General features: G+C 58.6%; 24 protein-coding genes. 16 read left to right on the forward strand and 8 right to left on the reverse strand.

Translation table 11 applies throughout. The annotated features are described in order from the left end of the window. The first annotated feature begins 235 nt into the window (after positions 1-235). Positions 236-1,090, forward strand: coding sequence for a pirin family protein (locus tag ACZYSM_RS13955; protein ID WP_489072070.1), 855 nt, complete (start codon positions 236-238; stop codon positions 1,088-1,090). Positions 1,091-1,205: 115 nt separating this feature from the next. Here the strand turns inward: ACZYSM_RS13955 and ACZYSM_RS13960 are convergent, their stop codons facing one another. Then, positions 1,206-2,378: a patatin-like phospholipase family protein gene (locus ACZYSM_RS13960; protein WP_489072071.1), complete on the reverse strand. Its 1,173-nt coding sequence runs from the start codon at positions 2,376-2,378 to the stop codon at positions 1,206-1,208. A gap of 46 nt (positions 2,379-2,424) precedes the next feature. Continuing rightward, positions 2,425-3,357 (reverse strand): lipid A biosynthesis lauroyl acyltransferase, encoded by a 933-nt coding sequence (locus ACZYSM_RS13965; protein WP_489072072.1) that lies wholly within the window; start codon positions 3,355-3,357, stop codon positions 2,425-2,427. A gap of 121 nt (positions 3,358-3,478) precedes the next feature. Between ACZYSM_RS13965 and minC the strand changes: the two genes are divergently transcribed. The 7 genes from minC (at position 3,479) to ACZYSM_RS14000 (ending at position 10,342) form a co-directional block, all read left to right on the forward strand. After that, positions 3,479-4,216 carry a septum site-determining protein MinC gene (gene minC / locus ACZYSM_RS13970; protein ID WP_489072073.1) on the forward strand — a complete coding sequence of 246 codons (738 nt, stop codon included), beginning with the start codon at positions 3,479-3,481 and terminating at the stop codon, positions 4,214-4,216. Between the two features lie 199 nt (positions 4,217-4,415). Beyond that, complete coding sequence (gene minD, locus ACZYSM_RS13975; RefSeq protein ID WP_489072074.1) at positions 4,416-5,228, forward strand: septum site-determining protein MinD; 813 nt, start codon at positions 4,416-4,418, stop codon at positions 5,226-5,228. Then, a complete protein-coding gene (gene minE, locus ACZYSM_RS13980) occupies positions 5,228-5,482 on the forward strand; it encodes a cell division topological specificity factor MinE (protein ID WP_007928666.1) in 255 nt (84 codons plus the stop codon). Before minD ends, minE begins: the two co-directional genes overlap by 1 nt. A 186-nt stretch (positions 5,483-5,668) precedes the next feature. After that, the gene (locus ACZYSM_RS13985) at positions 5,669-6,304 is read left to right on the forward strand and encodes an RluA family pseudouridine synthase (protein ID WP_489072075.1); all 636 of its coding nucleotides are present in this window, start codon (positions 5,669-5,671) and stop codon (positions 6,302-6,304) included. A gap of 215 nt (positions 6,305-6,519) precedes the next feature. Continuing rightward, a complete protein-coding gene (locus ACZYSM_RS13990; RefSeq protein ID WP_489072076.1) occupies positions 6,520-7,809 on the forward strand; it encodes a M18 family aminopeptidase in 1,290 nt (429 codons plus the stop codon). 121 nt (positions 7,810-7,930) lie between these two features. After that, positions 7,931-8,107 carry a hypothetical protein gene (locus ACZYSM_RS13995; protein ID WP_489072077.1) on the forward strand — a complete coding sequence of 59 codons (177 nt, stop codon included), beginning with the start codon at positions 7,931-7,933 and terminating at the stop codon, positions 8,105-8,107. Between the two features lie 78 nt (positions 8,108-8,185). Next, positions 8,186-10,342: a mechanosensitive ion channel family protein gene (locus ACZYSM_RS14000; RefSeq protein WP_489072078.1), complete on the forward strand. Its 2,157-nt coding sequence runs from the start codon at positions 8,186-8,188 to the stop codon at positions 10,340-10,342. 795 nt (positions 10,343-11,137) lie between these two features. On the opposite strand, the gene ACZYSM_RS14005 is transcribed toward ACZYSM_RS14000, so the two are convergent. Beyond that, complete coding sequence (locus tag ACZYSM_RS14005) at positions 11,138-11,851, reverse strand: UTRA domain-containing protein (protein WP_489072079.1); 714 nt, start codon at positions 11,849-11,851, stop codon at positions 11,138-11,140. Between the two features lie 360 nt (positions 11,852-12,211). On the opposite strand from ACZYSM_RS14005, the gene ACZYSM_RS14010 reads away from it, so the two are divergent. From ACZYSM_RS14010 to ACZYSM_RS14035, 6 genes are all read left to right on the forward strand, one after another. Next, complete coding sequence (locus ACZYSM_RS14010; protein WP_489072080.1) at positions 12,212-13,291, forward strand: ABC transporter substrate-binding protein; 1,080 nt, start codon at positions 12,212-12,214, stop codon at positions 13,289-13,291. Between the two features lie 80 nt (positions 13,292-13,371). After that, complete coding sequence (locus ACZYSM_RS14015) at positions 13,372-14,178, forward strand: alkaline phosphatase family protein (RefSeq protein WP_489072082.1); 807 nt, start codon at positions 13,372-13,374, stop codon at positions 14,176-14,178. After that, positions 14,175-15,020: an ABC transporter permease gene (locus tag ACZYSM_RS14020; RefSeq protein ID WP_489072083.1), complete on the forward strand. Its 846-nt coding sequence runs from the start codon at positions 14,175-14,177 to the stop codon at positions 15,018-15,020. Before ACZYSM_RS14015 ends, ACZYSM_RS14020 begins: the two co-directional genes overlap by 4 nt. Next, positions 15,007-15,807 carry an ABC transporter permease gene (locus ACZYSM_RS14025; RefSeq protein ID WP_489072084.1) on the forward strand — a complete coding sequence of 267 codons (801 nt, stop codon included), beginning with the start codon at positions 15,007-15,009 and terminating at the stop codon, positions 15,805-15,807. Before ACZYSM_RS14020 ends, ACZYSM_RS14025 begins: the two co-directional genes overlap by 14 nt. Next, positions 15,804-16,808, forward strand: a complete 1,005-nt coding sequence (locus tag ACZYSM_RS14030) for an ABC transporter ATP-binding protein (protein WP_489072085.1) — start codon at positions 15,804-15,806, stop codon at positions 16,806-16,808. Before ACZYSM_RS14025 ends, ACZYSM_RS14030 begins: the two co-directional genes overlap by 4 nt. Positions 16,809-16,851: 43 nt before the next feature. Further along, entirely contained in the window at positions 16,852-17,505 is a 654-nt protein-coding gene (locus ACZYSM_RS14035; protein ID WP_489072086.1) for an HAD family hydrolase, read from the forward strand. A gap of 134 nt (positions 17,506-17,639) precedes the next feature. On the opposite strand, the gene ACZYSM_RS14040 is transcribed toward ACZYSM_RS14035, so the two are convergent. Further along, positions 17,640-18,602: a zinc-binding dehydrogenase gene (locus ACZYSM_RS14040; protein WP_489072087.1), complete on the reverse strand. Its 963-nt coding sequence runs from the start codon at positions 18,600-18,602 to the stop codon at positions 17,640-17,642. A gap of 138 nt (positions 18,603-18,740) precedes the next feature. Here ACZYSM_RS14040 and ACZYSM_RS14045 point away from each other — a divergent pair, with 138 nt between their 5' ends. Together ACZYSM_RS14045 and ACZYSM_RS14050 are read left to right on the forward strand one after the other, a co-directional pair. Beyond that, entirely contained in the window at positions 18,741-20,822 is a 2,082-nt protein-coding gene (locus ACZYSM_RS14045) for a carboxy terminal-processing peptidase (protein ID WP_489072088.1), read from the forward strand. A gap of 121 nt (positions 20,823-20,943) precedes the next feature. Continuing rightward, positions 20,944-22,722: a bifunctional diguanylate cyclase/phosphodiesterase gene (locus ACZYSM_RS14050; protein WP_489072089.1), complete on the forward strand. Its 1,779-nt coding sequence runs from the start codon at positions 20,944-20,946 to the stop codon at positions 22,720-22,722. A gap of 133 nt (positions 22,723-22,855) precedes the next feature. Here the strand turns inward: ACZYSM_RS14050 and ACZYSM_RS14055 are convergent, their stop codons facing one another. The 4 genes from ACZYSM_RS14055 to ACZYSM_RS14070 all read right to left on the reverse strand — a co-directional run bounded on the left by ACZYSM_RS14055 (position 22,856) and on the right by ACZYSM_RS14070 (position 24,547). After that, positions 22,856-23,266 (reverse strand): SEL1-like repeat protein, encoded by a 411-nt coding sequence (locus ACZYSM_RS14055; protein ID WP_489072090.1) that lies wholly within the window; start codon positions 23,264-23,266, stop codon positions 22,856-22,858. Next, positions 23,267-23,638 (reverse strand): hypothetical protein, encoded by a 372-nt coding sequence (locus ACZYSM_RS14060; protein ID WP_489072091.1) that lies wholly within the window; start codon positions 23,636-23,638, stop codon positions 23,267-23,269. Beyond that, on the reverse strand, positions 23,635-23,976 hold the full coding sequence (locus ACZYSM_RS14065) for a helix-turn-helix domain-containing protein (protein ID WP_489072092.1): 342 nt from the start codon (positions 23,974-23,976) through the stop codon (positions 23,635-23,637). Before ACZYSM_RS14065 ends, ACZYSM_RS14060 begins: the two co-directional genes overlap by 4 nt. 115 nt (positions 23,977-24,091) lie before the next feature. Beyond that, positions 24,092-24,547, reverse strand: coding sequence for a YkvA family protein (locus ACZYSM_RS14070; RefSeq protein ID WP_489072093.1), 456 nt, complete (start codon positions 24,545-24,547; stop codon positions 24,092-24,094). Between the last annotated feature and the right edge of the window lie 113 nt (positions 24,548-24,660).

A 24,660-nucleotide genomic window follows, 5' to 3' on the forward strand; every position in this document is an offset into this window, starting at 1 on the left:
GATAGTGCCGATATTTCCCACACACTGTGACGGAAGATCAACAGATCGCAGGCTCCTACGGGATGTACGCAGGTTTTCCGCGTAGGAGCTGCCGCAGGCTGCAATCTTTTCGGGGCCATCAGTGCCCTCATTAAATAATCGAAAAACCAGATAATTACCCCGCAAAATTCGCAACCATTGATCAATCGGCTTGGCATAGGATGTCGCCATTCCAACCTGATCAGGAGTTGCATTGATGACTCAATTTCGCAAAGTACTCAGCATTCATACCGGTCAACCGGCGTCCGACGGTGCTGGGGTGAAACTGACCCGGGTCTTCGGTGGCCAGGGTGTCGAGCGTTTCGATCCATTCCTGATGCTCGATGAGTTCGGTTCAGAAAACCCTGACGACTACATTGCCGGCTTCCCACCGCATCCCCACCGCGGTTTTGAAACCGTGACCTACATGCTTGAAGGCCGCATGCGCCACGAAGATCATCTGGGCAATGTCGGCTTGCTGGAAGGCGGTGGCGTGCAATGGATGACTGCGGCCAAGGGCATCATTCACAGTGAAATGCCGGAGCAGGAAGAAGGTCTGATGCGCGGTTTTCAGCTGTGGCTGAACCTGCCGGGCAAACACAAACTCGACACCGCCAGTTACCGGGATATTCAGCCTCGAGATATACCGCGCCTGAAAACGGTGGATGGGGTCGAGGTGGTGGTGATCGCCGGTCAGTTCGATGACGGGCAGGTACAGCAAGTCGGGGCGGTTGAGCGGCCAGATACCGAGCCGCATTACTTCGACTTTCATCTGCCGGCGGGCAGCAGCATCAGCCCTCGCCTGCCTGAAGGTCATCGTGCGTTGTTATACGTCTACGAAGGCCTGGTGGAGCTGCCGGGGCAGGTCCAGAGCATCGGCGCCAGTAAGCTGATTCGCTTGTCCGATGAGGGTGCGTTGCAGCTGAGCAGCCAGTCGGGTGCAAGGGTTCTGCTAATCGCCGGCAAGCCGCTGGGCGAACCGATCGTGCAATACGGGCCGTTTGTAATGAACACCCGGGAAGAGATCGAGCAGGCACTGCGAGATTTTCGGGATGACCGGTTGACGGTCTGATGCAAGAATTTGCATTGCCAGGAAGGACGCCTTCGCGGGCAAGCCTGTAATGGTCCAGTTTTTTTGGACCATTCTGTAGGAGCGAGGCTTGCCCGCGATTGCTACACCGCAAACCTCACGGCAGAGTGGCAAACATCGGCAACCCCAAAAACCGGCCTAACTCCTCACGCTTGGCCAAAGCATCACGCCGGCCCAGATCAATCAATTCACTGCAGTACCCGGCCTCGAACAGCAAATAGCTGAGCACTCCGGCACCACTGGTCTTGGTTGCCCCCGGCCCGCGTAAAAACAACCGCAAGGCCGCTGGCAACTCTTGGCGATGGCGTGCAGCTATTTCATCAATCGGCTGGCTCGGGGCAATCACCAACACATCCACCGGCGCCAGCCCGAGGCTGCGGGTCGGCGTCCCCGCTGGCAGCAGATGGCTGAACTGATTCAGACGCTGCAACAGCTCGATGTCACTTTCCAGGCTGTCAATGAAAGTACTGTTGAGCATGTGTCCGCCGATCTGCGCCAGCGTCGGCTGTTGACCCGTGTAGGTGCGCTGCAAGGGGTTGTGCGGATCGACACCTCGAGGGTTACCACTGACGCCGACCACCAGCACCCGGCTCGCCCCCAAGTGCAACGCCGGACTGATCGGCGCCGACTGACGCACAGCACCATCACCAAAATATTCCTGCTCGATTTTGACCGGGGCGAACAACAACGGGATTGCCGAACTGGCCAGCAAGTGTTCAACCGTCAGTTGAGTCGGCACGCCAATACGCCGATGACGTAGCCAGGCATCAATGGTGCCGCCCCCCTGATAAAAGGTCACCGCCTGACCAGACTCATAGCCGAAAGCCGTGACGGCCACTGCGTGCAATTGCTTTTGCCGGATGGCTTCATCGATGCCGGACAAATGCAGTTTGTGGTTCAACAAGCGCCGTAACGGCGAACTGTTGAGGAGCGCCACCGGCACTTGAGCACCCACCCCCAACAGGCTATGCCCGACAAACCGAGTAGCTTGGCTGATCACGCCCGGCCAATCGCTGCGCATCACCTGATGGCTGCGAAAGCCCTGCCAGAACGCCGTCAGGCGCTGGATCGCGCCGCCGAAGTCCATTGCCCCGCTGGCCAGGCTGACCGCGTTGATCGCTCCGGCGGACGTGCCAACGATTACCGGGAACGGATTCGGCGCACCCGCCGGCATCAGCTCGGCAATCGCCGCCAACACCCCTACCTGATAAGCCGCCCGAGCCCCACCGCCGGAAAGAATCAAACCTGTGACCGGTTCAGCTGAACTCATCGCAACACTCCATGGTGCCAGGGGCAATCAAACTAACGGTAGTGCGTCAGCCACGCTTCTCATACAACTTTGGCTCACCCGGCGGGCGGCTCTTGAAGCGCCGATGGGCCCAGAGATATTGCTCCGGACATTCGCGCAGCGCACCTTCGACCCATTGATTGATCCTCAGGCAATCGGCTTCTTCGCTTTCCCCCGGAAACTGTGTCATCGGTGGGTGGATGACCAAACGGTAACCGCTGCCATCGGCCAGGCGTTCCTGGGTAAAGGGCACCACCAGCGCTCTGCCCAATCGAGCGAATTTGCTGGTGGCGGTGACCGTCGCCGCCTGAATGCCGAACAGCGGCACGAACAGGCTTTGCTTGGCACCGTAGTCCTGATCCGGCGCATACCAGATCGCGCGGCCGGCACGCAGTAATTTGAGCATACCGCGCACGTCGTCGCGCTCCACCGCCAGGGAGTCGAGGTTGTGCCGTTCACGGCCACGGCGCTGAACAAAGTCGAACAACGCGTTCTTATGCTCGCGGTACATGCCATCGATGGTGTGCTGCTGACCGAGCAAGGCCGCGCCGATTTCCAGCGTGGTGAAATGCAACGCCATCAGGATCACGCCCTTGCCCTCGCGCTGGGCCTGCTTGAGGTGCTCCAGCCCTTCGACATGAGCCAGTCTCGCCAGCCGCGACCTGGACCACCACCAGCTCATGGCCATTTCGAAAAAAGCGATGCCGGTGGACGCGAAGTTTTCCTTGAGCAGGCGCTTGCGCTCGGCGACAGACTTTTCCGGAAAACACAGCTCCAGGTTGCGTTTGGCAATGCGCCGTCGGTCGCCGGCTACTCGATACATGATTGCACCCAGAGCGCGGCCGATTTGCAGCAACACGGGATACGGCAACTGAACGATCAGCCATAGCAGGCCGAGGCCAAACCACAGTGGCCAAAAGCGCGGAAGAAAAAATGCAGCTCGAAAACGCGGGCGATCCATTACAGATTCCGGACAGACAACAAGGCCGCGCATTCTACAACGGTTCGACCCGGGTTGCGGCTCGCGGGCGTTCTCGTTATAAGTCTCGGCACTTTTAGTGACAAGCTGTTTAATGCCGACCATGAGCCAAACCGAACCGCTAGACCAAGATCCTGTGTTCCAGTTGAAGGGCAGCATGCTCGCCATTACGGTGCTGGAACTGGCCCGCAATGACCTCGAAGGCCTCGACCGCCAGTTGGCTGCGAAAGTAGCCCAGGCGCCGAACTTCTTCAGCAATGCCCCGCTGGTACTGGCCCTGGACAAACTGCCGGCCACCGAAGGCGCAGTCGACCTGCCAAGTCTCATGCGCATTTGTCGCCAGCATGGACTGCGCACGTTGGCCATTCGTGCCAGCCGAATCGAGGACATTGCCGCCGCCATCGCAGTGGACCTTCCGGTGTTGCCGCCCTCTGGCGCGCGCGAGCGACCGCTCGACCCGCCAGAAGGCATCGTTACGAAAAAACCGGAAAAGCCGCCGGAACCGACCATCAAACCGACCAAAATCATCACCTCGCCGGTACGCGGCGGGCAGCAGATTTACGCCCAGGGTGGCGATCTGGTCGTGGTTTCCTCGGTCAGTCCCGGCGCGGAACTTCTCGCCGATGGCAACATCCATGTATACGGCCCCATGCGCGGTCGCGCCCTGGCTGGAGTCAAGGGCGACACCAAGGCCAGAATTTTTTGTCAGCAATTGAGTGCCGAACTGGTGTCGATCGCCGGCCAATACAAGGTTTCCGAAGACTTGCGCCGCGATCCACTGTGGGGCGCAGGCGTTCAGGTCAGCCTGTCGGGTGACGTGTTGAACATCACTCGTCTTTAACGGATACTGCCGCATTTTCCAAGCATCTCTAAAACGTAGCGAAAACGGCTCAAACGAAGTAGGAAATCGGCGAAAAGCAGGTTTTACCGGAGGTAAGCCCGCTTCAAACCGAATTTCAGCCAAGGCTGTCCGACTGCAGTAGTTTTCAAGAGATGTTTTTCAGGGGCTAAAAGTCCTTTTTCCTTAGGGGTGAAACACCTTGGCCAAGATTCTCGTGGTTACATCCGGCAAGGGTGGTGTGGGTAAGACCACCACCAGCGCCGCTATCGGTACCGGCCTCGCTCTGCGCGGCCACAAAACAGTCATCGTCGACTTCGACGTCGGTTTGCGTAACCTCGACCTGATCATGGGCTGCGAACGCCGCGTGGTGTACGACTTCGTCAACGTGGTCAACGGCGAAGCGAACCTGCAGCAAGCGCTGATCAAGGACAAACGCCTGGAAAACCTCTACGTGCTGGCCGCAAGCCAGACGCGTGACAAAGACGCGCTGACCCAGGAAGGCGTGGAAAAAGTGCTCATGGCACTCAAGGAAGACTTCGAATTCGTAGTTTGCGATTCTCCGGCGGGCATCGAGAAAGGCGCCCACCTGGCCATGTACTTCGCCGACGAAGCGATTATCGTGACCAACCCGGAAGTGTCCTCGGTGCGTGACTCCGACCGCATGCTGGGCTTGCTGGCCAGCAAATCGCGTCGCGCCGAAAAAGGCGAAGAGCCGATCAAGGAACACCTGCTGCTGACCCGCTACAACCCCGAGCGCGTCAGCAACGGCGAAATGCTCGGCGTCGAAGACGTCAAAGACATTCTCGCGGTGACCCTGCTGGGTGTCATCCCGGAATCCCAAGCGGTACTCAAGGCTTCGAACCAGGGCGTGCCTGTGATTCTCGACGACCAAAGCGACGCCGGCCAGGCGTACAGCGATGCCGTCGACCGTCTGCTGGGCAAGACCGTGGAGCATCGTTTTCTCGATGTCACGAAGAAGGGATTCTTCGAGCGCCTGTTTGGAGGTAGATAATGAATCTTTTTGACTTCTTTCGTGCCAGCAAAAAGGTAAGTACCGCGTCGGTCGCGAAAGAGCGTCTACAGATCATCGTGGCGCACGAACGCGGCCAACGCACCACCCCGGATTACCTGCCAGCCTTGCAGAAGGAATTGGTCGAGGTGATTCGCAAGTACGTCAATATCGGGTCCGATGACGTGCATGTCGCGCTGGAAAACCAGGGCAGCTGCTCGATTCTGGAACTCAATATCACCCTGCCTGATCGCTGATCGATCTGGCTGGAGCCACGGCGACTCAGGTTCCTTCTGCCCTTTGTAGGAGCCGAGCTTGCTCGCGATAGCATCAACCCGGTGTGCCAGATTCACCGAGTTGCCTGCATCGCGAGCAAGCTCGGCTCCTACAGAGGGGGTTGAGGGGCCTGAGTCGCCGTTGGCGTTTGTTACGAGGCTGTTTTAATGCCGTTGTCGAATATCCGCATCATCCATCAGGACGCCGCCGTTCTGGTGGTGGACAAGCCTACCCTGCTGCTTTCCGTGCCCGGTCGGGCTGAAGACAACAAGGACTGCCTGATCACCCGCCTGCAAGAAAACGGCTACCCGGAGGCGCGAATTGTCCATCGACTGGACTGGGAAACTTCCGGCATCATCCTGCTGGCCCGTGATCCTGACACGCACCGCGAGTTGTCTCGGCAGTTTCACGACCGCGAGACCGAAAAAGCCTACACCGCACTCTGCTGGGGCCAACCGGAACTGGACAGCGGCAGCATCGACTTGCCACTGCGCTACGACCCACCGACCAAACCGCGGCATGTGGTGGACCATGAGTTCGGCAAAAACGCGCTGACCTTCTGGCGTGTGCTGGAACGCTGTGGCGACTGGTGCCGGGTTGAACTGACGCCAATCACCGGCCGTTCGCACCAACTGCGCGTGCACATGCTCTCCATTGGCCATCCGCTGCTGGGTGACGGGCTCTACGCTCATCCGCAAGCCTTGGCCGCCTGGCCGCGGTTGTGTCTGCACGCGAGCATGCTCAGCTTCACTCATCCGCAAAGTGGTGAGCGCTTGCGCTTCGAGTGCCCGGCACCCTTCTGAGCCTAGCGCCCCCCCCCTGTAGCGGCTGCCGAAGGCTGCGTCCGATCGCGAAGCGGTCGTAATCCAGCGCTCGCGGCCATCCAGACACATCGCAATCGCACCTGTTACGGCTGCTTTGCAGCCGGACGTAACCTTCGGCAACTGCTACAGGACTGTGCAGCGCCAAATCTGCAGTCAATACGGTAAACTCCCGTCACTGCTGTCTGGAGTTACTTATGCGCGAAGAGTTGAACCAAGGCCTGATCGACTTTCTCAAGGCCTCCCCTACCCCGTTTCATGCCACTGCCAGCCTTGTCCAGCGCCTGGAAGCGGTGGGTTATCAGCGCCTTGATGAGCGCGAGCCCTGGACCACTGAAGCCAATGGTCGCTACTACGTCACCCGTAACGACTCCTCCATCGTCGCCTTCAAGCTCGGCCGACACTCGCCGCTGCACGGCGGTATCCGCCTGGTCGGCGCGCACACCGACAGCCCGTGCCTGCGGGTCAAGCCGCAACCTGAGCTGCAACGTCAGGGCTTCTGGCAACTGGGCGTAGAAGTCTATGGCGGCGCGCTACTCGCACCGTGGTTCGACCGCGACCTGTCCCTGGCCGGGCGCGTGACCTTCCGTCGTGACGGCAAGGTCGAGAGCCAGTTGATCGACTTCAAACTGCCGATTGCCACCATCCCCAACCTGGCCATCCACCTCAATCGCGAAGCCAATATGGGCTGGGCGATCAACGCTCAAACCGAACTGCCGCCGATCCTCGCGCAATTTGCCGGTGATGAGCGCGTGGACTTCCGCGCGGTATTGACCGACCAGCTTGCTCGAGAACATGGCCTGAACGCCGACGTGGTGCTCGATTACGAGCTGAGCTTCTACGACACCCAAAGCGCCGCGATCATCGGCCTGCATGGCGACTTCATCGCCGGCGCACGCCTGGACAACCTGCTGTCGTGCTACGCCGGCCTGCAAGCCTTGCTCACCGCCGAGACCGATGAAACCTGCGTACTGGTGTGCAACGATCACGAAGAAGTCGGCTCCTGCTCCGCCTGTGGCGCCGATGGCCCGATGCTCGAGCAAACCCTGCGTCGCTTGCTGCCAGAAGGTGACGAGTTCGTGCGGACCATTCAGAAATCGCTGCTGGTCTCGGCTGACAACGCCCACGGCGTACATCCCAACTACGCCGACAAACACGATGCCAACCACGGCCCGAAACTCAATGCTGGCCCAGTGATCAAGGTCAACAGCAACCAGCGCTACGCCACCAACAGCGAAACTGCAGGCTTCTTCCGCCATCTGTGTATGGCCGAAGAAGTGCCGGTGCAAAGCTTCGTGGTACGCAGCGACATGGGCTGTGGCTCGACCATCGGCCCGATCACCGCCAGCCACCTCGGGGTGCGTACGGTGGACATCGGCCTGCCGACCTTCGCCATGCACTCAATCCGTGAACTGTGCGGCAGCCACGACCTGGCACATCTGGTGAAAGTACTCAGTGCGTTCTACGCCTGCCATGATTTGCCGTAAGCCAGGCATGACGTAATCGGGGCGCCCGATGGCGCCCTGATTCATTTCCAATACACATCAGTCCGGGTCGTGCAAAAGCAACCTAGACTTACACCTACACCCCCTCGACAAGGCAGTCGCCATGATTTCGATGTCTGCGTTCCACTCCATGCTCATTCCGATCCTGGCAGGTATGATCCTGTTGGCCATCGGTTTCAACTTTCGCGATAAAAACGCCGGTATCTTCAGCATGTGGATTGGCATGCTTCTGATCCTCGCCACCGTGATTTACAAGATCCTCGCCAAACTCGCCGAATAAATGCGCTCGCTACGCTCGCATTGGTTTTAAGTGACTCGTACACTCCGTCGATCCGCACTTCTCGAGGTTGACCGCCTAGTGTTCGCTCGTCTTTTCGCCCTGCCCTCTTATCTCCTCATCTGCCTGTTGATGCTGCTTCCCATCGCTGCGGCTCAGGCTGTTGGTCTGCCGAGCCTGCTCAACAGCACAGCGAAAACCCAGCCACAGGCGCAGGAACCCCTTGGGCAATCACTGGATGAAGTCATCCACTCGCTGGAGAACGACCAGCAACGCGCAAAACTACTGGCCGACCTGAAGAAACTCCGCGACGCCACCAAAAAGGCCCAACCCGCTACCGAAGAAGGCGTACTCGGGTTGATCGGCGGCACGCTGGCCAGTTTCGAGAAGCAGTTCTCCGGTGTCGACAGCCCCATCACCCGATGGTCAGAAGAATTCGATCTGGCCAAGGACGAACTGGTGGCGCTCATGCTGCCAGCCAGCGAATGGCTACCCATCATTTTCGCCTTCGCCTTGATTTTGATGCTCTGGAGCCTGCTGGCGGCCGCGCTGATCTGGCTCAGTCATCGGGTGCGGCTGCGCTTTGGTCTCACCGAAGAATTGCCACAACACCCCAAGACCTGGGACATGCTGCGCTTTGCCTTGCGCAAGCTCGGTCCGTGGCTGATCGCACTGTTGATCACCGTTTATATGAGCTACTCCCTGCCTTCATCATTAGGTAAAGATCTGGCGATGGTTCTGGCCTACGCACTGGTGGTCGGCACCTGCTTCTCGGCGGTCTGCGTGGTAGCGTTTTCCGTGCTCGACGGTCCGCACCGGCACCGCGCCTTGTACATCCTGCGGCATCAGGCCTTCCGCCCGCTGTGGCTGATCGGCAGCTTTGCCGCCTTCGGTGAAGCCGTGAGCGACCCGCGGCTGGTGGCCAGCCTCGGCAGCCATCTGGCACATACCGCCGCGACCTTTGCCAATGTGCTGGCAGCGCTGTCCACCGGGATGTTCATCCTGCGCTTCCGCCGGCCGATCGCGCATTTGATCCGCAACCAGCCGTTGTCACGGCGCCTGACCCGCCGCGCCCTGAGCGACACCATCGAAATTCTCGGGACCTTCTGGTACTTGCCTGCACTGGTGTTGGTGGCAATCTCGCTGTTCGCCACATTCGTGTCGGCCGGCGATACCAGCACCGCGCTGCGCCAGTCGTTGATCTGCACCGTGCTGCTGGTGTTATGCATGGTGATCAATGGGCTGGTACGCCGTCATGCACTCAAACCCCAGCGCGGACTTAAACGCCATGCTCTGTATTCGGAACGCCTGAAGAGCTTCTTCTATACCCTCGCGCACCTGGTGGTGTGGCTGGTGTTCATTGAGCTCGGGCTGCGGGTTTGGGGCATGTCGCTGATTCGCTTTACCGAAGGCGAAGGCCACGAAATCAGTGTCAAACTGTTCAGCCTTGGCGGCACGCTGATCTTCGCCTGGCTGATCTGGATCCTCAGCGACACCGCCGTGCACCACGCGCTGACCCGCTCGCGCAAAGGTCTGGCCAATGCCCGCGCACAAACCATGATGCCGCTGATCCGCAACGTGCTGTTCGTGGCGATTTTCATTATTGCGCTGATCGTCGCCCTGGCGAACATGGGCATGAACGTCACGCCACTGCTGGCCGGTGCCGGTGTAATCGGCCTGGCCATCGGTTTCGGTGCCCAGTCTCTGGTTGCCGACCTGATCACCGGGCTGTTCATCATCATCGAAGACTCCCTGGCCATCGACGACTACGTGGATGTCGGCGGACACCTCGGTACGGTCGAGGGCTTGACTATCCGCACCGTGCGCCTGCGGGACATCGACGGTATCGTCCACACGATTCCGTTCAGCGAAATCAAAAGCATCAAGAACTACTCGCGGGAATTCGGCTACGCAATCTTCAGGGTGGCGGTTCCCTACAACATGGAAATCGACGACGCGATCAAACTGATGCGCGAAGTCGGTCAGAAAATGCGTACGGATCCGTTGCAACGTCGCAATATCTGGTCGCCGCTGGAGATTCAGGGGGTGGAGAGTTTTGAGTCCGGCAGCGCGATTTTGCGGGCGCGCTTCAAGACTGCACCGATCAAGCAATGGGAAGTGTCTCGAGCGTTCAACCTGTCGCTCAAGCGTCATCTGGATGAGGCCGGGCTGGATTTGGCGACGCCACGCATGAGTGTGCAGGTGGTGACGGCGGGGGGTGGGCTGGAGAAGGAATAAGGCTCCTACGGCGATTTGACCACCGAGTACATATCCGTTTCTGCGGTAACGACGTCTTACTGGTTTCGCCCTTACGGCGAGTCCCTTTTTTTCAAACGCCAAAAAAAGGAACCAAAAAACGCTTGCCCCCCCATACGGTCCCTCGCCAAGGCTCGGCATACCCTCGCTCCGGCGCCATCCAGGGGGCGCCGCATTGCGGCGGAACTCGGCTTCGCCGAGGGGCGCTTCGCGCCATCCCCCTGGATGACACCTCCACTCGGCTCTACTGGAAAAGGGGCCGGGTCCTAGCCTGTGATGGCAGCGCTAAATCAGATGAGATGAAGAACTGTCACGCGCGCTTTTTTGCTTCGCTTGTTCGTTTTGGCTTTGGCTTTGGCTTTGGCTTTTGATCTACCCGCCCCTTCGGCAGGCCGAGTGGAGGTGTTCATCAGGGGGTTGGCGCGAAGCGCCGTCAGCGAAGCTGATTCCGCCGCATTGCGGCGCCCCCTGATGGGCACCGGAGCGAGGGAACGCGGAGCCTTAGCGACGTGCCGAACGCTCGGGGCGAAGACCTTTGGTTACTTTGGGGCGTTTGCCAAAGTGACACGCTGTAAGAGCGGAACCATAAGCGGCCGTTACCGCTGAAACGGATATGTACACCAGTCAAGAGATAGGCCGGCTGTAAGGCCGCCTTCGCAGGCAAGCCAGCTCCCACAATGGATCTCTGTGTACATCCGCAGGAGATAGGCTAGCTGTCAGGCCGTCATCGCGAGCAAGCTCGGCTCCTACAGGAGATGTGTGACCCAGCAGACCGCTTCACACCACATCCACCCCGACATGAATCGCATCATGTCGCCAAAACTCCAGATCGCAGTCAATAAGCCGCCCATGCTGATCATAATTGACCCGGGCAATCCTCAACCCAGGGCTGCCCACCGACACCTTCAAGGCCGCCGCCGCCTCTACCTGCAATGAAGTCGGAACGATCTCAAAACGTACCCGCCCGTAATGCAAATCGTAATGCCGTGCATAAAGCTCAGTAATCGACTGGTTCAGATCAAAATCCAGAATCTTCGGAAAATACTGCGGATTGAGGTAGTGCTCGACATACAGCACCAGGCGCTCATCGATACGCCGCGCGCGGCAGATCTGGATCACACTGGATAACGCCGGTAGCTGCAGCCAGGCACAGACCGCCGCCGACGCCGGTTGCAGCCGCGCAGAGATCACTTCGGTAGACGGCACCCTGCCCTGGGCGCTGACCATGGCATGGAAGTGACTGCGTTGCATCAGGTTGTAGGCCAGGCGTGGCGGTGAAATAAACCAGCCGCGTCGCTCTTCCCGGTAAATCTGTCCTTGGGCCTCCAGTTGTAACAACGCTTCACGCACAGTGATCCGCGTGGTGCCGAACAACTCACTGAGCTTACGCTCGGCTGGCAGCTTGCTACCGGGCGGCAACAGACCGTGGTCGATCTGTTCCTGCAAAACCTGCCCAATGACTGTCACCGCTTTGGTTGCCTCTTCACGCATCAACGTTACCTATCTGGACTAGGCCAGCACTGTTTAGGGGCACAACCGACTCTGAAACAGTTCCTGTCAGTACCTGCAAGCCTAGGCAATACACATGACTGATAGATGACAAAGCCGCCAAACGGTTGAGCCAGACGCCTGAAAAATAATAGCCAAAGCCTTTCAGATCAGCCTGTTAGCCATGGTCTACGCTTATCTCGCAGCCCCTTACCTGCCGCAATGAAAATCCTTGCAGGAGTAATGCCGACATCAAAGTGTCATCCGGCAAGCTTAAATTGGCTCAGGTATTGCTGACCTAGACCAACCCAACCGCAAACGTAGATAAAAACGCAGCGTTGAAAACGCCCAAAGGAGCTTCGGATGAAACAGCTTTTCCTGGCATCACTGTTAGGCTCGACCATTGCCATGTGCACCGCAGCCATGGCGGCTGATACCAATTTGAAAACCCTGGAAGCCGCAGCCAAAGCGGAAGGCGCGGTCAATAGTGTCGGTATGCCCGATGACTGGGCCAACTGGAAAGGTACCTGGGAAGACCTGGCCAAGAACTACGGCCTCAAGCACATCGACACCGACATGAGCTCGGCCCAGGAAGTGGCCAAGTTCGCCGCCGAAAAAGACAATGCCAGTGCTGACATCGGCGACGTTGGTGCCGCCTTCGGCCCGATCGCGGTCAAGCAAGGCGTGGTTCAACCGTACAAACCAAGCACCTGGGCGCAGGTTCCGGACTGGGCCAAAGACAAGGACGGCAACTGGGCACTGGCCTACACCGGCACCATCGCGTTCATCGTCAACAAGAAGCTGCTGCACGGTTCTGAAGCACCCACCAAATGGGCTGACCTGAAGACCGGCAAATACAAGGTTTCCATTGGTGACGTGAGCACCGCCGCTCAAGCCGCCAACGGTGTACTGGCTGCCGCCATCGCCAACGGTGGTGATGAAAAGAACATTCAGCCAGCCCTGGAGTTGTTTGCCGAGATTGCCAAGCAAGGTCGCCTGTCGCTGTCCAACACGACCATTGCCACCATGGAAAAGGGTGAAATCGAAGTGGGCGTGGTCTGGGACTTCAACGGTCTGAGCTATAAAGCCAAGATGGCAAACCCGGATGACTACGTCGTGCTGATCCCGTCCGATGGTTCGGTGAAGTCCGGTTACACCACCATTATCAACAAATACGCCAAGAATCCGAACGCTGCCAAATTGACCCGCGAGTACATCTTCAGCGACGCTGGCCAAATCAACCTGGCGCGCGGTAATGCTCGCCCGATTCGTGCTGAAACGGGCCTGAAACTACCGGCTGATGTAGAGAAGAACCTGATCCCTGCCGCGCAATACGAAGCAGCCAAGCCTAAACCGATCAAAGACGCCGACGCCTGGGAAAAAACCTCCAAGGCCCTGCCGCAAAAGTGGCAGGAAGAAGTCATCATCAATATGCAGCAGTAAGCGTTGCCTGACGGAAAAACGGGTTCGCCCGTTTTTTCCGTTAATGATGTGTTTACCAACGCTTCTGGAGTAGATGGTTTATGAAGCACAACGTCATCCTTGTGGTGCTCGACGGCCTGAACTACGAGGTCGCGCGGCATGCCATGGGGCATTTGCAGGCCTACGTAAACGCCAGACGTGCCGCACTCTACAAACTCGAGTGCGAACTGCCGGCACTGTCCCGACCGCTCTACGAATGCATTCTTACTGGCGTTACGCCGATCGACAGCGGCATCGTCCACAACAACGTGTCGCGCCTGTCCAACCAGCGCAGCGTGTTCCACTACGCTACAGACGCCGGGCTCAGCACCGCAGCCGCGGCCTATCACTGGGTCAGCGAGTTGTATAACCGTTCGCCGTTCAACGTGGCACGCGATCGCCATACCGAGGCCGCGGATCTGCCGATCCAGCACGGACACTTCTACTGGAGTGACCACTACCCAGATTCGCACCTGTTCGCAGACGCCGAGAACCTGCGTCTGCGCCATGCGCCGAACTTTCTGCTGGTTCACCCCATGAACATCGACGACGCCGGGCACAAGCACGGCCTCGACACCGCGCAATACCGCAACAGCGCCCGCTCGGCCGACATCATCCTCGCCGACTACCTGCAAGGCTGGCTCGACGCCGGGTATCAGGTGCTGGTAACTGCCGACCACGGCATGAACAACGACCGCTCGCACAATGGCTTGCTTGCCGAAGAACGCGAAGTCCCGCTGTTTGTGCTCGGCGATGCTTTCTGTCTTGATCGCAATGCCACGCCGAAACAGACCGAGCTCTGCGGCACGATCTGCGAATTGCTTGGCGTTGCCCACGACAAACCTGTCTGCCGGGAGCTGTTGAAGTGAATTCAATCACTCGAGGCAAATGGCTGGCGGCACTCTGCCTGGTGCCCTTCGCCCTGTTCTTTATCGTGTTTCAGATTGCCCCGCTGTGCTGGGTGATGATCCACAGCGTGCAATCGGAAGAATTCGGTTGGGGTCTGGCCAATTTCAGCAAGATCTTCAATTCCAAGTTCTATTTGCAGGCGATTCAATTCAGCCTGGAGATCAGCTTCTGGTCCAGCGTGTTCGGAATCATCATCGCCGTGCTGGGCAGCTATTCGCTGCGCCGGGTCGACTCGCGACTGCGTAACTTCGTCAATGCGTTCGCCAATATGACCAGCAATTTTGCCGGCGTCCCACTGGCCTTCGCCTTCATCATCCTCCTGGGTTTCAACGGCACATTCACCATCATGCTCAAGCAGGCCGGGATCATTCAGGACTTCAACCTGTATTCCAAGACCGGGCTGATCATTCTTTACACCTATTTCCAGATCCCCCTCGGTGTATTGCTGCTCTACCCGGCCTTCGACGCCCTGCGTGAAGACTGGCGTGAGTCCTCCGCCCTTCTTGGCGCCAGCGGCTGGCAGTTCTGGCGGCTCATCGGCTTGCCGGTGCTGACCCCGGCACTGCTCGGGACCTTCGTGATCCTGCTGGCCAATGCCCTCGGCGCCTACGCCACTGTGTACGCCCTGACCACGGGCAACTTCAACGTGCTGCCGATCCGGATCGCCGCGATGGTCTCCGGCGACATTTCCCTGGACCCGAACATGGCCAGCGCCCTGGCTGTAGTGCTGGTGGCGCTGATGACGCTGGTCACCGTCGTGCACCAGTTGCTATTGAAGAGGAGCTACCATGTCTCGCGCTGAAACCGGCTCCGCCGTCCTCTACCACCGGGTAGTGGTTTATCTGCTGTTTGCCATTCTGTTGCTGCCGCTGGCCGGAACACTGATCTACTCGATCGCCAGCAGTTGGTCAGCGACCATCCTGCCCAGTGGTTTTACGATCAAATGGTATGTCCAGCTGTGGAGCGACCCGCGTTTTCTCGGTGCCTTTGGCCAATCATTGCTGGTGTGCGTCGGCGCTCTAGTGCTGTCGGTGGTGCTGATTCTGCCGCTGCTGTTCGTGGTGCATTACCACTTCCCCAAGCTCGATGCGCTGATGAACATCCTGATCCTGCTGCCGTTCGCAGTACCGCCTGTGGTTTCCTCGGTGGGGCTGTTGCAGCTCTATGGCTCCGGGCCGTTCGCAATGGTCGGTACGCCCTGGATTCTGGTCGGTTGCTACTTCACCGTGGCGCTGCCGTTCATGTACCGGGCGATCACCAACAACCTGCAAGCAATCAACCTGCGCGACCTGATGGACTCCGCCCAACTGCTCGGAGCCAGCACCTGGCAGGCGGCATTCCTGGTGGTGTTGCCGAATCTGCGCAAGGGCTTGATGGTGGCGTTGCTGCTGTCCTTCTCGTTTCTGTTCGGTGAGTTCGTGTTTGCCAACATCCTCGTCGGCACCCGCTATGAAACCCTGCAGGTCTACCTGAACAACATGCGTAACAGCAGCGGCCACTTCACCAGCGCGCTGGTGATTTCCTACTTCTTCTTTGTGCTGGTTCTGACCTGGGCTGCCAATATCTTGAATAAGGACAAAAGCTTATGAGCTACGTCAGCGTCCAACACCTGCAAAAAAGCTACTCTCTAAAGGGCTCTGCCGGCACCCCCGTGTTCAGCGATATCAACTGCGAAATCCAAAAGGGTGAATTCGTCACCCTCCTCGGCCCCTCGGGCTGCGGCAAATCCACCCTGCTGCGCTGCATCGCCGGACTGACCTCGGTGGACGGCGGCAAAATCCTCCTTGAAGGTCGGGACCTCGTCCCGCTGAGCCCGCAAAAACGCGGCATTGGTATGGTGTTCCAGAGCTATGCACTGTTCCCTAACATGACCGTGGAGCAGAACGTAGCTTTCGGCTTGCGGATGCAAAAGGTCAATCCCGACGACAGTCGCAAGCGTGTGCTTGAGGTGCTGCAACTGGTGGAGCTGAACGACTTCGCCGCGCGCTACCCGCATCAGCTTTCCGGCGGTCAATGTCAACGGGTGGCCCTGGCCCGCTCGCTGGTGACCCGGCCACGCCTGTTGCTGTTGGATGAGCCACTGTCGGCGCTGGATGCACGGATTCGCAAACACCTTCGCGAACAGATCCGTCAGATCCAGCGCGAGTTGGGTCTGACCACTATTTTCGTCACCCATGATCAGGAAGAAGCCCTGATCATGTCTGACCGCATCTTCCTGATGAACCAGGGCAAGATCGTCCAGAGCGGTGACGCTGAAACCCTCTACACCGCACCGGTAGACGTATTTGCCGCAGGTTTTATCGGCAACTACAACCTGCTCGATGCCGACAGCGCCAGCAAGTTGCTGCAACGCCCAATCACCGGTCGCATCGCCATTCGTCCAGAAGCCATCGAGCTGAGCCTGAATGGAGAGCTCGACGCGCAGGTCCGCAGCCACAGCCTCTTGGGCAACGTCATTCGCTACCGCGTCGAAGCACGCGGCGTAGAGTTGGTGGTCGATGTGCTGAACCGCTCAGCGGCTGATTTGCATGCCGACGGTCAACGCCTGGCGCTTTCCATCGATCCGACGGCCCTGTGTAAGGTAGCCTGATGTTTTTGATGCGCCTGATTATTTTGAAGAGAGAGCTGCACTAATGGCTTTGGCAATTTTTGATCTGGACGAAACCCTGATCCATGGCGACTGCGCCACCTTGTGGAGTGAACAGATGGGCCGTCTGGGCTGGGTCGACGGCGAGTCCTTCATGCGTCGCAACAACGAGCTGATGGACGCCTACAGCCATGGCAAGCTGGCGATGGAGGAATACATGGCCTTTAGCCTGGAGCCGATGGCCGGGCGCACGCCGGAAGAGGTCGAGCACTTGGTGGCACCGTGGGTCGAGGACGTGATCGAACCGATCATCTTCAGCGACGCCTGCAAAGCCATCGCCAACCACCGCAAGGCCGGCGACCGGATCCTGGTGATCTCGGCCTCTGGCACGCACTTGGTCAAACCGATTGCCGAGCGTCTGGGCATTGATGAGATATTGGCGATCGAGCTGGAAGTGACCCATGGGGTCTACAGCGGCAACACTGTCGGCACCCTGACCTACCGCGAAGGCAAGGTCACCCGCTTGCTGGAATGGCTGGACACCGAAGGCGAAAACCTCGAAGGCGCGAGTTTCTATTCAGACTCACGCAACGACCTGCCGCTGTTGCTGAAAGTCGACTTCCCGCATGTGGTCAACCCGGATCCGGTGCTGCGTGAGCAGGCCGAAAAAGCCGGGTGGCCGATTCATCAGTGGAAGTAGCCGAGATGCAATCCCTGTAGGAGCGAGCTTGCTCGCGATGGACTCAAGGGCGGCGCGTTTATTCAGAAAACACGCGTTATCGTTAACGTCCATCGCGAGCAATCGAGCGTCGACCGGCTGCTCCTACAAAGGTTTCAGACTAGCGTTTCGTCGATCACCAACACCAACTTGCCCGACACCTTGTTGGTCGCAAGCTCTGCAAACGCTGCTTCAGCGTCCTTGATCGGAAAGGTCTTGGCCAGTTGTGGGCTCAGACGCCCTTCGGCGAACAGCGGCCAGACATGCTGGCTCAAATCGCTGAACAGATCGGCCTTGAATTGCTCGTCCCGGCTGCGCAGGGTCGAACCCAGCAGTTGCACCCGCTTGGCCAGCACCTGCGCCAGGTCCAGCTGCGCCTCACGACCGCCCATCAGACCGATCAACACCCAACGGCCATCGCGCGCCAGCAGTTTTACGTTCAACGCGGCATAGTTGGCCCCCACCGGATCGAGGATGACGTCAAACGGACCGAGATCATTCAAGTTTTCCAGACCGTCGGTACGGACCACGCCACCCTGTGCCCCCAAAGCCTCGCAATAGGCCAGACGATCCGCCGAACCGACGCTGACCCAGCACGGATTGCCAAATGCTTTGCACAGCTGAATAGCCGCCGACCCAACGCCGCTGGCGCCAGCGTGCAACAGCACTTTTTCACCGGGCTTGAGCGCTGCCAGTTGGAACAGGTTCAACCACGCAGTGCTGTAGACCTCGGGCAGTGCCGCCGCTTCAGTCAGCGACAAACCTTCCGGCACCGGCAACACATGACGGCCATCGACCACCACTTCCTCGGCCATCCCACCACCGGCCAGGAGCGCGCAGACGCGATCACCCACCTGCCAGGACGAACCCGGCCCCACCTCGCTGATCACCCCCGAACACTCCAGGCCCAGCACTTGGCTGGCACCAGGCGGTGCAGGATAGAGCCCTGCTCGCTGTAACAAGTCGGCCCTGTTCAAGCCCGCAGCCGCTACTCGAATACGAACTTGCCCTACGTCGCACGTCGGACTCGGCTCTTCAACCCATACCACTTGACCTTCAACGCCTTGCAATGCTTTCACAGTGCCTCCATAGTGAGTCTGGACTGAGCCCGTTGCTGTAGCGCCGGGTTTTTTGCATTATGCGACCGGCCCCTATGGAACCGGCGACTTCAAAGACGGCCTAATATGCGTTATCAATTGCCCCCGCGTCGAATCAGCATGAAGCATTTGTTCCCCAGCACCGCCCTTGCTCTTTTCATTGGCCTCGGTCTTATACCGTTGTCGACCAATACGTTCGCAGCCAATAGCTGGGACAAGCTTCAGCCCGATCGTGACGAGGTGATTGCCAGCCTTAACGTCGTCGAGTTGCTCAAGCGCCACCATTACAGCAAGCCGCCTCTCGATGACGCGCGCTCTGTGATCATCTATGACAGCTACCTGAAGCTGCTGGATCCGTCGCGCAGCTATTTTCTCGCCAGCGATATTGCCGAATTCGACAAATGGAAAACCCAATTTGACGACTTCCTCAAGAGCGGCGACCTGAATGCCGGGTTCACTATCTACAAGCGTTATCTGGACCGCGTCAAAGCGCGTCTGGACTTCGCCTTGGTTGAGCTGAACAAAGGCGTCGACAAATTCGACTTCACCACCAAGGAGTCGTTGCTGATCGATCGCAAGGATGCCCCTTGGCTCAAAACCACTGCAGAACTCGACGACCTGTGGCGCAAACGCGTCAAGGACGAAGTCCTGCGCCTGAAAATCGCCGGCAAAGATCCCAAGGCTATTCAAGAGCTGCTGACCAAGCGCTACAAGAATCAGCTAGTGCGCCTGGATCAAACCCGTCCTGAAGATATCTTCCAGGCTTACATCAACACCTTCGCCATGTCCTACGACCCGCACACCAACTATCTGTCGCCAGATAACGCGGAGAACTTCGACATCAACATGAGCCTGTCGCTGGAAGGCATCGGTGCCGTGTTGCAGAGCGACAACGACCAGGTAAAAGTCGTGCGCCTGGTGCCGGCAGGTCCGGCGGACAAGACCAAGCAAGTCGCACCGGCGGACAAGATCATCGGCGTCGCCCAGGCTGATAAAGAAATGGTCGATGTCGTCGGCTGGCGTCTGGACGAGGTGGTCAAACTGATTCGTGGGCCGAAAGGCACCGTGGTGCGCCTGGAAGTGATCCCGGCCAGCAATGCACCGAACGACCAGACCACCAAGATCGTCTCGATCACCCGCGAAGCAGTGAAGCTTGAAGATCAGGCGGTGAAGAAGTCGGTTCTCAACCTGAAACAGGACGGCAAGGACTACAAGCTCGGCGTCATCGAGATCCCGGCTTTCTACCTTGATTTCAAAGCCTTCCGCGCCGGTGATCCGGACTACAAAAGCACCACCCGCGATGTGAAGAAACTGCTGACTGAACTGCAAAAAGACAAAGTCGACGGCGTGGTCATCGACCTGCGCAACAACGGCGGCGGCTCGTTGCAGGAAGCTACTGAGCTGACCAGCCTGTTCATCGACAAAGGTCCGACCGTACTGGTGCGTAATGCCGATGGCCGGGTTGATGTACTTGAAGATGAAAACCCGGGCGCTTTCTACAAAGGCCCGATGGCCTTGCTGGTCAACCGTCTCTCGGCTTCTGCTTCGGAGATTTTTGCCGGCGCCATGCAGGACTACCACCGCGCGTTGATCGTCGGCGGCCAGACCTTCGGTAAAGGTACTGTGCAGACTATCCAGCCGCTGAATCATGGTGAGCTGAAACTGACGCTGGCCAAGTTCTACCGGGTTTCCGGGCAGAGCACCCAACATCAGGGCGTACTGCCGGATGTCGACTTCCCGTCGATCATCGACACCAAGGAAATCGGCGAGAGTGCCCTGCCTGAAGCCATGCCGTGGGACACCATTCGTCCGGCGATCAAACCGGCGGTCGATCCATTCAAACCGTACCTGGCGCAGTTGAAGTCCGAGCATGACGCCCGCTCGGCCAAGGACGCGGAGTTCGTGTTCATCCGCGACAAACTGGCCCTGGCCCAGAAGCTGATGACCGAGAAAACCGTCAGCCTCAACGAAGCCGAGCGTCGTGCGCAGCATGCTGATATCGAAACCAAGCAGCTGGTCATGGAAAACATCCGCCGCAAGGCCAAGGGTGAAGAGCCGCTCAAAGAGCTGAAGAAAGAAGACGAAGACGCGATCGCGGCCGAGCCAGACAAGACCAAGCCGGAAGACGATGCCTACCTGAGCGAAACCGGGCGGATTCTACTGGATTACTTGAAGCTCAATACTGCGGTAGCAAAGCACTGACAATGATGGCAATTTAATTTGAACGCTCCCCGTAGCGTCATCAAATAGTCATCATTCTGTCGTGAAATACAGGACTGGGTGCCCACAGCACCCAGTCCTTTTTTTATCGACAGAGAACACCATGACCACAACCGAACAGCTGAGCGCATTGAGTTCAATCCTGGCTCAAAGCGGTTTACACAGCCTGTTCCAGCCAATCATTTCCCTCTCTGAAAGACGTATCGTCGGCTATGAAGCCCTTAGTCGCGGGCCCTCCAATAGCCCGCTGCACTCACCTGTCGCACTGTTCGCCGTGGCCCGCCAGGCCGGTCGCCTCAGTGAGCTGGAAATAGCTTGCCGTCGTAGCGCCTGCCGACGCTTCAACGAACAGAAACTGCCGGGCAAACTGTTCCTCAATGTCTCCCCGGAGTCCCTGCTCGAAGCGGCCCACCAGCCAGGCCGCACGCTGCAACTACTGCAAGACTTCGGCATTGAACCGAGCCAGGTAGTCATTGAACTCACCGAGCAGACCCCGACCGACGATTTCCAGCTGCTGCAAAACGCCCTGCATCACTACCGAGCCATGGGCTTTTCGATTGCCCTGGACGATCTAGGCGCAGGGTATTCCAGCTTGCGATTGTGGTCCGAGCTGCGCCCGGACTACGTGAAGATCGACCGGCACTTCATCGACGGTATTCATCTGGATGCCCTCAAGCGCGAGTTTGTTGGCTCAATCCTGCAAATTGCTAAAGCCTCCCGGGCACAAGTCATCGCTGAAGGTATCGAACTGCCGGAAGAGCTCGCGGTGCTGACCGAAATGGGCGTCGATCTGGTCCAGGGTTACCTGCTCTGCCGTCCGCAAGAACATCCGCCGCAGGATGCGCGAACACTAATGCCCAAACACGACAGCACTACGGTGGCCTTGAACGACGAAGGCAGCGACCTCAGCGCCCTGCTCAACGAGCAACCGGCTATGGCTCGGGGGACCCCTACTGCGATAGTTCTGGAAGCCTTCCGTCGCCAGGCCAACCTCAACTCCTTGGCGGTACTGGATGATCAAGGCCACCCCTGCGGGATCGTCCACCGACACTCGCTGTCGGATGCGCTGCTCAAGCCCTTTGCCACTGACTTGTTTGCACGCAAACCCATCAGCCGGCTGATGAGTGATGACTTCCTCGCGGTCGAGCTGAACCAGTCACTGCAACAGGTCAGCCGCCTGATCACCAGCCGCGCCCGGCAACGGATCGAAGAGGACTTCATCATCACCCTCAACGGCGGCTACCTGGGATTGGGGCGGGTGATCGACGTCCTCAAGCTGATTACCGAACTGAAAATCCAGCAAGCCCGCTACGCCAACCCATTGACCCTGTTGCCGGGCAACGTGCCGATCCAGCAGTGCCTCGCGCGGTTGCTGCAACAGGCTCGCGAATCGGTGATCTGCTATGTGGACATCGACAGCTTCAAGCCCTTCAACGATATCTACGGGTACGGCCGGGGGGATGAAGTCCTGCTGTGTCTGGCGCAGTGTCTGACTGACCGAGTGGACCCGAGCCGCGACTTTGTCGGGCATATCGGCGGCGACGATTTTCTGCTGGTGTTAGGTCCAGAGGATTGGCGCAAACGTCTCAACCTGCTATTGGAGGACTTCCACAGCCAGTGCCGACGCTTCTATCGCAGCGAACACTTGGAAGCCGGCTGCTTTATCGCGCCCAATCGCCAGGGCATACGCCAGGAGTTCCCGCTGCTGTCGCTGTCCATCGGCGTCGTGCATTTGTATCCACAGGCCTGTGGACAACTCGACTCCAGCCAACTGGCAGAGCTGGCTTCGCAAGCCAAGCACCACGCCAAGAATGTGCCGGGCCACAGCATTCATATGATCGACAGCCTGGAGACTGGCTTGCCGGTGGTAGAGGAGATTTAGGTTATCTGGCGGGACAGGCGGTGATTGAGGTCTCTATGTAGGAGCCGAGCTTGCTCGCGATGGACGTTAACGATAACGCGTGTTTTCTGAATAAACGCGTCGCCCTTGAGTCCATCGCGAGCAAGCTCGGCTCCTACAAAAAGCTGCCACCGTTCGATTCCAACTGCTTGAGCTTGATCTCAGCCAGTGGGTGCCCAGCCTTCGCCGCCATCGCCCACCAACGGGCCGCTTCAGCCGCATCAGGCGCTTTGCTGGGTGTTCCAGCAAGGCTGATCACGCCCACTTGATAGGCCGCTTTACCGTCCCCTGCCAGCGCCGCCAAGCGCAGCAAGCGCACACCTTCTTCGCGGGCGCCGAGGCCTTGGCCGCGAAAGGTCAGGATATGGCCGTAGAAGCTTTGAGCGCCGACATCACCCAAGTTCGCCATACGCGCGAACTGACCTTCGAGCCAGTGCCAGCCACGGGGTTGACGCACGAACCACGACCAATGAAACAGCCTGCGCGCCAACCAATAGCTGGCTCGCGCTTTAAGTCGCCAGAACACTCAGGCCTCCGCCGATTCGGGGTACTCGTATTCGAAAACCCGCACCACTTCGGACGCGTGCCAGGAAGCCGCAGCAACGCCATCGGAAGGGCCGGAGAAACGTCCAAGACGCTCGACACACTCGAAGAAGCCGGTACGAGGCAAACGACTTGCACCTTGGCTGATCACCAACGAACTGCGCAACGGCTGCTCCGCTCGGGCATCCAGTGCTGCCAGATGCTCCAGGGCCGCAGTCAGGGTTTGCATGGCCGGGGTGGGTAACTGCAAACGCTCAAGCAAGGCCCGATAAGTCAGCAGATGCCGCTGGCGGCGGGCTTGATCGAGCTCGCTCAGCAACCCATCCCAATGTTGTCGACTAATGCGTACGCTCACGTCTCATCCCTCCAACCTGGAACCGTCAACTCCCAGGCCAGGCTGCGGCGAATCGCGGCGTCCGGTAGACGCTCACCGCTTTCAATCAAGGCCAGATAAGACGGGCTGATTCCTACCGTGCGGGCTAACGCCTCAATGGCGACGCCCTTCCCTTCGCGCAAACTGCGTAGTTGATCCAGACCTGGAAGAATCTGGTCTGGTGTTGCCGCGTGACGGACTATGGCTTCTCGCGGCGGTTGCTCGTTGACGCCTGCAGCTTTTAACAAAGCCTGATACTGAGCCCACGGCAGAACCGCATATTCGGGCTCGCCATCACGTGCAATTATCTGAATATCCATTACTACCCCGTAGGACAACAACACTTAGCGAGTCGGTACTTTTCCCTAGAAGTGTAATCCTAACAGTCGCCAAGGTCGCGAGGGGGTATCAATCTGTGGATGACCCTGAATCGGCTCAGGTTTTTTTCGGACCTTGCAGCTGGAGTTGCTCCGGCGTATCCGGCAATCGCTCGACCACCGCCAGTTTTTCCGGCAACTGCTGTGCACGCCAGGCACGAAAAGCGCTCAACTCGTCGTCCAGGGTTTTCATCACCCAAGCCAATACCGCGATGTCATCGAGCATGCCAAACACCGGAATGAAATCCGGGATGGCATCAAGTGGACTGAGGAAATACATCAGGCCCGCCACCACCGTCAGAATCGATTTCCGGCTGATGGCCCGGTACTCACCACGCCAATAGGCCAGGCACAATGCCTGTAGCAATTGCAGATCGTCTTTGAGTTTGCCCAGGCGATTGCCTTGGCTAGCGCCTTTGCTCGCCACAGCGAAGAGCAAGGTCGGCAAACGTCCTCGGCTGAGCAGTCTTCCCGCCATTGGCAAGAAACGAGCGAAATTCCAGGGTGCTTTCATCATCCCCCCCACTGAAATGTTATCCACACAAATTGTGGATAACCTTGTGAACAGAGCCGCTTTTAACGCCTGAAAGCCCCGTTTTATAAGGGCTGAACTCAGATCGGGCGTTT

The organism is Pseudomonas sp. F220 (assembly GCF_057813935.1).

What these genes read in the sequence shown, in the direction of transcription:
- ACZYSM_RS13955 (WP_489072070.1), top strand. Translation starts at nt 236, where the DNA reads ATGACTCAATTTCGCAAAGTACTCAGCATTCATACCGGTCAACCGGCG.
- ACZYSM_RS14025 (WP_489072084.1), top strand. Translation starts at nt 15,007, where the DNA reads ATGTCTCGCGCTGAAACCGGCTCCGCCGTCCTCTACCACCGGGTAGTG.
- ACZYSM_RS14045 (WP_489072088.1), top strand. Translation starts at nt 18,741, where the DNA reads ATGAAGCATTTGTTCCCCAGCACCGCCCTTGCTCTTTTCATTGGCCTC.
- ACZYSM_RS13985 (WP_489072075.1), top strand. Translation starts at nt 5,669, where the DNA reads ATGCCGTTGTCGAATATCCGCATCATCCATCAGGACGCCGCCGTTCTG.
- ACZYSM_RS13960 (WP_489072071.1), bottom strand. Translation starts at nt 2,378, where the DNA reads ATGAGTTCAGCTGAACCGGTCACAGGTTTGATTCTTTCCGGCGGTGGG.
- ACZYSM_RS13995 (WP_489072077.1), top strand. Translation starts at nt 7,931, where the DNA reads ATGATTTCGATGTCTGCGTTCCACTCCATGCTCATTCCGATCCTGGCA.
- ACZYSM_RS14050 (WP_489072089.1), top strand. Translation starts at nt 20,944, where the DNA reads ATGACCACAACCGAACAGCTGAGCGCATTGAGTTCAATCCTGGCTCAA.
- minE (WP_007928666.1), top strand. Translation starts at nt 5,228, where the DNA reads ATGAATCTTTTTGACTTCTTTCGTGCCAGCAAAAAGGTAAGTACCGCG.
- ACZYSM_RS14035 (WP_489072086.1), top strand. Translation starts at nt 16,852, where the DNA reads ATGGCTTTGGCAATTTTTGATCTGGACGAAACCCTGATCCATGGCGAC.
- ACZYSM_RS14010 (WP_489072080.1), top strand. Translation starts at nt 12,212, where the DNA reads ATGAAACAGCTTTTCCTGGCATCACTGTTAGGCTCGACCATTGCCATG.
- minC (WP_489072073.1), top strand. Translation starts at nt 3,479, where the DNA reads ATGAGCCAAACCGAACCGCTAGACCAAGATCCTGTGTTCCAGTTGAAG.
- ACZYSM_RS14015 (WP_489072082.1), top strand. Translation starts at nt 13,372, where the DNA reads ATGAAGCACAACGTCATCCTTGTGGTGCTCGACGGCCTGAACTACGAG.
- ACZYSM_RS14070 (WP_489072093.1), bottom strand. Translation starts at nt 24,547, where the DNA reads ATGAAAGCACCCTGGAATTTCGCTCGTTTCTTGCCAATGGCGGGAAGA.
- ACZYSM_RS14065 (WP_489072092.1), bottom strand. Translation starts at nt 23,976, where the DNA reads ATGGATATTCAGATAATTGCACGTGATGGCGAGCCCGAATATGCGGTT.
- ACZYSM_RS14005 (WP_489072079.1), bottom strand. Translation starts at nt 11,851, where the DNA reads ATGCGTGAAGAGGCAACCAAAGCGGTGACAGTCATTGGGCAGGTTTTG.
- ACZYSM_RS14030 (WP_489072085.1), top strand. Translation starts at nt 15,804, where the DNA reads ATGAGCTACGTCAGCGTCCAACACCTGCAAAAAAGCTACTCTCTAAAG.
- ACZYSM_RS13990 (WP_489072076.1), top strand. Translation starts at nt 6,520, where the DNA reads ATGCGCGAAGAGTTGAACCAAGGCCTGATCGACTTTCTCAAGGCCTCC.
- ACZYSM_RS13965 (WP_489072072.1), bottom strand. Translation starts at nt 3,357, where the DNA reads ATGGATCGCCCGCGTTTTCGAGCTGCATTTTTTCTTCCGCGCTTTTGG.